The 6,576-nt window shown below is 67.6% G+C and carries 6 protein-coding genes; 1 reads left to right on the forward strand and 5 read right to left on the reverse strand.

Annotated features, from left to right (window positions below; genetic code table 11):
* Window positions 1-13: 13 nt before the first annotated feature.
* The 5 genes from xerD to steA form a co-directional block, all read right to left on the reverse strand.
* On the reverse strand, window positions 14-940 hold the full coding sequence (gene xerD / locus AC5WS7_RS12020; RefSeq protein WP_495954497.1) for a site-specific tyrosine recombinase XerD: 927 nt from the start codon (window positions 938-940) through the stop codon (window positions 14-16).
* Window positions 941-1,001: 61 nt separating this feature from the next.
* A complete protein-coding gene (locus tag AC5WS7_RS12025) occupies window positions 1,002-1,679 on the reverse strand; it encodes an NUDIX domain-containing protein (protein ID WP_495954498.1) in 678 nt (225 codons plus the stop codon).
* Window positions 1,676-3,403: a CTP synthase gene (gene pyrG / locus AC5WS7_RS12030; RefSeq protein WP_495954499.1), complete on the reverse strand. Its 1,728-nt coding sequence runs from the start codon at window positions 3,401-3,403 to the stop codon at window positions 1,676-1,678. Before pyrG ends, AC5WS7_RS12025 begins: the two co-directional genes overlap by 4 nt.
* A 198-nt stretch (window positions 3,404-3,601) precedes the next feature.
* Complete coding sequence (locus AC5WS7_RS12035) at window positions 3,602-4,525, reverse strand: copper transporter (protein WP_495954500.1); 924 nt, start codon at window positions 4,523-4,525, stop codon at window positions 3,602-3,604.
* Between the two features lie 10 nt (window positions 4,526-4,535).
* Window positions 4,536-5,756, reverse strand: a complete 1,221-nt coding sequence (gene steA / locus AC5WS7_RS12040; protein WP_495954501.1) for a putative cytokinetic ring protein SteA — start codon at window positions 5,754-5,756, stop codon at window positions 4,536-4,538.
* A 209-nt stretch (window positions 5,757-5,965) separates the two neighbouring features.
* On the opposite strand from steA, the gene AC5WS7_RS12045 reads away from it, so the two are divergent.
* Complete coding sequence (locus AC5WS7_RS12045) at window positions 5,966-6,388, forward strand: SRPBCC family protein (protein ID WP_495954502.1); 423 nt, start codon at window positions 5,966-5,968, stop codon at window positions 6,386-6,388.
* Window positions 6,389-6,576 lie beyond the last annotated feature (188 nt).

Below are 6,576 nucleotides of genomic sequence, written 5' to 3' on the forward strand. Positions count from 1 at the left end.
GAGTTCGTCGCGGTTATCGGGCGCGGGGGTGGGCCGTGGCCCAGACTTCGTGGAGGGTGTTGACGGTGACCAGGGTGTAGATCTGGGTGGTGGTGACCGACGCGTGGCCCAGCAATTCCTGCACGACACGTACGTCCGCGCCGCCGTCGAGCAGGTGGGTGGCGAAGGAGTGGCGCAAGGTGTGCGGGGAGACCGCGGCGCCGATGCCCGCGCGTTCGGCGGCGTCCTGGAGCACCTGCCAGGCGCTCTGGCGGGAAAGCCTGCCGCCGCGGGCATTACAGAACAGGGCGGGATTCCCGGTGCCGCGCATCGCGAGTGCGGGACGCCCGCGCACCAGGTAGGCATCCAGGGCCTGCAGGGCGGGGCGTCCGATCGGGACGATACGTTGTTTACCGCCCTTGCCGCGCAGCACGACCGAGCGGTTGGCGGTGTCGATATCGTCCACGTCCAGATCGATCGCCTCGGAGATCCGCGCGCCGGTCGAGTACAGCAGTTCGAGCAACGCCCGGTCGCGCAGTCCGCGCGGGCCGCCGTCGGCCGCGCCGGAACCTCCCGACGCCTCCAGAAGCCGCGAAACCTGTTCGTAGGGAAGGGCTTTGGGCAGCCGCCGAGCCGGGGTCGGCGGTTTGACGGCATGCGCGACATCCCCGGCGGTGATGCCCTCGGCCGCGGCGAAACGATGCAGTCCGCGCACCGCCACCAGTCCCCGCGCAGCGGAGCTGGCGGCCAGCGGCGGATACCCGTGCGCGCCCGCCCGCAGCGAGACGGTGAAATCGCCGATATCGCTCTCGGTCACCTCGGCCAGGCCCGCAATCCCCCTGTGATCCAGGAATTCCCGGTATCGTCCCAGGTCGCGCCGGTAGGCGTTGAGCGTGTTGCGCGCGGCCCCGCGCTCGACCGTCAGATGGTCGAGATAGGCATCGATCTCCCGCTGCAACACGCCCACATCATCGCAGCAAGGTCCGACATCGGCCGCGCGAAACGCGCCCGCCCGCGATCGGTCAGGTGTTGTCCGCGGCGGACTTGCGATCGAGGAACCGGGTCGGCATACCGGGCCAGGGCGCATCGGCGGGACGCAACTCGATTCCCGACGCGCGGGCGGTGGACAGCGCCAGCACGCCCGCCACAGCGGTCGCGTTGACGATCTCACCGGCCAGCGCGGCGCGCACGGCCTTCTCGACCGACATCCGCACGAGTCGCAGATCCGCCTCCTCCAACTCCGGTTCGGGCCGATCGGTCCGGTACAGGTCGGTGGCCAGATACACCCGCAGCGACTCATCGGTGAACCCGGGCGACAGCGCGACGTCGACCAGCACCGACCAGGTTCGCGCGGCCAGCCCGGTCTCCTCCGCCAACTCCCGCCGCGCCGCGGTGAGCGGATCCTCGCCCGGCTTGTCCAGCAGACCCGCGGGCAGTTCGAGCAGGCGGCGGCCGATCGGATGCCGGTACTGATCGATCAGCACCAGATCGCCGTTCTCGTCCAGCGCGGCGACCGCGACGGCGCCGTGATGCTCGATCACCTCACGTTCGGCGACCCGCCCGCCCGGCATCTCGACCTGATCGAGCCGCAACGCCAGAATCGCTCCCGAATACACGATGCGACTGGACACCGTCCGGAAATCGTGGCGGTCCGCGGCCTCGGGCTCCTGCGACGACGCGCTCGGCGCGGACTCGCTCACCGGGACACGCTCCGCGCTTCGCCGAGTTCCATATCGCCCTCGATGTCGACCGGAAGCCGTTCGGCCGCTTTGTATTTCAGCGCCGCCGTGATCAGCGCGGCGAACAGCGGATGCGGGCGGGTCGGGCGGCTCTTGAGCTCGGGATGAGCCTGGGTGGCCACGAAGAACGGATGCTTGTCGGCGGGCAGCTCGACGAATTCGACCAGATGCCCGTCCGGGGAGGTGCCGCTGAAACGCAGTCCGCTCTCGGCGATCTTGGCGCGGTAGGCGTTGTTCACCTCGTAGCGGTGCCGGTGCCGCTCGGAGACCTCGTTCTGCCCGTACGCCTGCGCCACGACCGACCCCGGCTCCAGAATCGCGGGATACGCGCCCAGTCGCATGGTGCCGCCCAGATCGGCCTCACCGGCGACCGCCTGCTCCTGATCGGCCATCGTGGAGATCACCGGATGGGAGGTCTCCGGCTCGAATTCCGCGGAATTGGCATCGTCCAACCCGACCGCGCGCGCGGACTCGATGACCATGCACTGCAGGCCCAGGCACAGTCCGAGCAGCGGAATGCCGCGAGTGCGCGCGTAGCGGATCGCGCCGACCTTGCCCTCGATCCCGCGAATGCCGAATCCGCCGGGGATGAGCACCGCGTCCACATCACCCAGGAACGTCTGCGCACCGCTGGGAGACTCGCACTCGTCGGACTGCACCCAGCGGATGTTCACCTTCGCCTTACGCGCGAATCCGCCCGCCCGCAGGGCCTCGGTGACCGACAGATAGGCGTCGGGCAGATCGACATATTTGCCGACCAGCGCGACGGTCACCTGCTCGCGCGGGTTGTGCACCCGCTCGAGCAGATCGCCCCACACCGTCCAGTCCACATCGCGGAACGGCAGGCCGAGCCGGCGCACCACATAGGCGTCGAGCCCCTCGCGGTGCAGCACCCGCGGAATGTCGTAGATCGAGGGCGCGTCCGGGGTCGAGATGCACGCCTCGACCTCGACGTCGCACATCAGCGCGATCTTGTTCTTCAGCCCCTGCGGTACCTCGCGATCACAGCGCAGCACCAGCGCGTCGGGCTGGATGCCGATATTGCGCAGGGCGGCCACCGAATGCTGGGTCGGCTTGGTCTTGAGCTCGCCCGAGGGCGCCAGATAGGGCACCAGCGTGACGTGCAGGAAGAAGCAGTTGTCCCGGCCCACCTCGTGCCGGATCTGCCGGGCCGCCTCGAGGAACGGCTGGGATTCGATATCGCCGACGGTGCCGCCGATCTCGGTGATCACCACGTCGGGGGTGTTGCCCTCGCGATCCGGGGCGCTCATCGCCAGGATGCGGGATTTGATCTCGTCGGTGATGTGCGGGATCACCTGAACGGTGTCGCCCAGATACTCGCCACGCCGCTCCTTGGCGATGACCGACGAATACACTTGTCCCGTAGTGACATTCGCGTCTTGCGTCAGGTCGCGGTCCAGGAACCGCTCGTAGTGGCCGACGTCCAGGTCGGTCTCGGCGCCGTCCTCGGTCACGAACACCTCGCCGTGCTGGAACGGGTTCATGGTGCCGGGATCGACGTTGAGATACGGATCGAGCTTCTGCATCGTCACCCGCAGGCCGCGCGAGGTGAGCAGCTGGCCGAGGCTGGAAGCCGTCAGGCCCTTACCCAAGGAGGAGGCGACGCCACCGCTGACGAAGATGTGTTTGGTAGCCGTTCGCGACGGAATCCGTGATTGACCCACGGGTCTTCACGTTAACACGAAAACGGCCCGTGAATCGAATGCGACGCACAGTAGCCGAACAGTGGCTGACCGGCGATTCGGCGGGGTGTCACACCGCCGCGAATTCCTCGGAGCAGCATCCGGGCGCCGGGTGCGAATCACTGCTGTGAATGTGCCCGTGACGCCGCGATGTGATCAGAGCACCGGCCGGCGGCCCGGTTACGGCAGCGCCGCGACGGTCAGCGAACTGGCCCTGGCCCCGGTTCCGTACCGCCCGGTGAGCCCCTTCAGCTGTTCACTCAATCCCAGAGCCGTTGTGACCCGGCCTATTTCGTGGTCCACGTTGTCGACGGTCGTCACCGAACCGGCCAGCCGGCCGTCCGAGCGCACGACCGCGATCGGGCCCGCACCGTCGGCGGACCCGGCCCGGCCCGCGAGCACGGTTCCGGCACCGCGTCCCCGCAACCCGCCCGCGAACTTCGCGATGATCGAGCCCTGATCGTCCTGCCCGGCCTGTGCGCCGTCGCCGGTCACCACGACGGCCAACTGGGCCGGCTGCACGTCACCGAAGGTGAGGAAACCGCCGCTACGCAGGGTGTTCAGGATCAAGGTACGCTCCTGCGGAGTGGCCCGCTGATGCCCGTCGGCGGGATCCCCGAGCAAGGCCAGCCCGAGCAGGTCACCGGCGAGGCTGCCCTGATCGACCGACGCGGTCTGCAACTGCGCACCGGCGGGAATCATATTGGTCACCGCGGTGCGCAGCCGATCCCCCTGACCGGAGTCGACGAACGGATTCGTGAGCGCGATCGTGCCGGTCACCGTCGCGCCCGCGGCCCGCAACGCCTTGCCGACCGACTCCACGTCACCGCGGTCGGCGTCGGGCGTGGTGAACAACAACACGCTGTGCCCGCCGAGAGTGCCGCCGAGCAGACGCCCCTGCGCCCCGGCCAGGAAGGCATCGGAGGCGGCGAGCTCACCGCTGAGCCGGTCGTGCTGCGCGGTCAGCGTGTCGACTTTCGTCTGCAACCCGTGGTCCGGGCGTAGCGCGGTCAGAATCCCCGAATGCGAACCGAACACCACCCCGATCGCGAGCGCGAGGAAGATCCCCGCGATCGAGACGGCGTGCTGGCGTAGCGAAATCACCTGTACCCCTTCAGTGTTGCCGATGTAGCGAGTTCGATAGGTCGTGCGCGACGCCGCGGGCCTGCCGCCACACCGACGCGGCCCAGTCCAGCACCTCCCCGCCCAGATGCAAGGCAAGCATCGCGACGATCAGCGCGACCAACGCGGCCAGAACCACCAGCGCCACAGCCCATCCCGAGGTGCGATGGCTGTAGAGCGTGGCCACGGCCTTGGCATCCATCAGTTTCGGGCCGGTTTTGAGCCGGGTCAGGAAGGTCGCCGGATTGGATTCGCGGCGGCTGCGATCGAAGAAGTCGTCCAGCGAGGCCGCCGCGCCGCAGGTGACGATCAACGCCGCCCCGTGGTGGTCGGCCAGCAGCAACGCCAGGTCCGGGGCCGATCCCGAGGACGGGAACGTCGTCGCACCGACGCCCAGATCCTGGATGCGGTCCAATCCCTTCGCGTGACCGTCGGTGTCTGCGGGCAGGATCACCTCGGCGCCGGATTTGAGTGTGGTGGCGGTGATCTCCTCCGGATCGCCGACGATCAGATCGGGCCGGTAACCACAGCGCGCCAACGTGTCCGCACCGCGCCCCACCCCGACGAGAATCGGCGCGTACTCCTTGATGAAAGGTTTGAGCGAGCGCAGATCGTCACGATGGTCCGGTCCGTCGGCCACCACCACGACATGCCGGTTGCGCATGTCCAGATCCAGCTCCGGAACGCCGAAACCATCGATCAGCAGCGCACTCTCGGTGCGGATGAATTCGATCGTATTGCCCGAGAACGCTTCCAGATGATCGGCCAGCCCGGTGCGCGCGGCGATCATCCGCTCGGCGATGCTGGATTCGGTGAGCTCGATACCCTCGACCAGCACCTCGGGCTCCTTCTTGGTGAGCCGGTCGGCGTAAACCACGCCACCATCGATGCGGACCTTCGCACCGTCCTTGATCCGGGCGAACACATCGTTGGATACCGCGTCCAGCAATGCGATTCCATTGGCGACCAGCACCTCCGGCCCGAGATTCGGATAGCGTCCGGAGATCGACGGCGAGGCGTTGACCACGGCCGCCACTCCCGCCTCGACGAGCCGGTCGGCGGTGAGCCGATCAAGGTCCATCTCGTCGAGCACCACGACGTCGCCCGGTCCCACTCGTTTGAGCAGACGCCGGGTGTTGCGGTCGACGCGCGCCAGCCCCGTGCGCCCCGGCAGCGTTTCGTTGTTCTTCGACAACAGCGCCAGCATCTTCATGGCAACCGATACTGACCGTAAAGTCTCAACCATTGGTGGAGGCGCGCCGCATGCACTATCACAATCACAACCGCGACGCCAATGACACTTCGCACGCCGAAGAGATCCGGTACCGATATGCTGTCCCCGCGACGTATTGCTGAGACTACTTGTCACAGAAAATTCGCCGCACCGCCGCGCCCGACCAGAATCGCAAGGAGATTCCGCCCATGGCCAGCACCACCATCGATACGGTGATTTCCGCTCCCCGCGACGTCGTCTACAAACTCTTCAGCGAACGCGACAGCCTCAACGGCTACCTGCCCGTCCGATTCACGCTGAAGAAGCCCGGCGACACCGAGCGCACCGGCGTCGGCGCGCAATTCCTCGTCGGCCGCGGCGGCGTGGGCGTCACCGAGGAGACCACCCTGTTGGTTCCCGGCGAACGCATGGAATACAAAATCGTCGCCGGCGCACCGGTGCGCAGCCACGTCGGCATCATCACCTTCGCCGACGCCCCCGGCGGCACCCTGGTCTCCTACCGCATGGATTCCGAGCCCAAACTCCCCGTCCCCGACCGCATCACCGAACTCGCCCTGCGCGGCCTGATCAACCCCTTCCTGTCCGCCGCACGTAAAGCAGTATCTAATTAGCCTCCGCTTCGCTGCTGGATTTTTGGCCTCCGCTTCGCTGCGGCGGGTTTCCGGCGCTGTAAGGCTCGTCGTTCAGCCCTCGAGACTCGGCCTTCGGCCATGCGCTTCGAGGGCTGAACGACGAGCCCGCGCCGAAAACCTTGGGGGTTGGTGTTGCTGAACCTATCGCTTCGCGGGCGACTCCCAGC

Source organism: Nocardia sp. PLKS1-43, assembly GCF_059510335.1.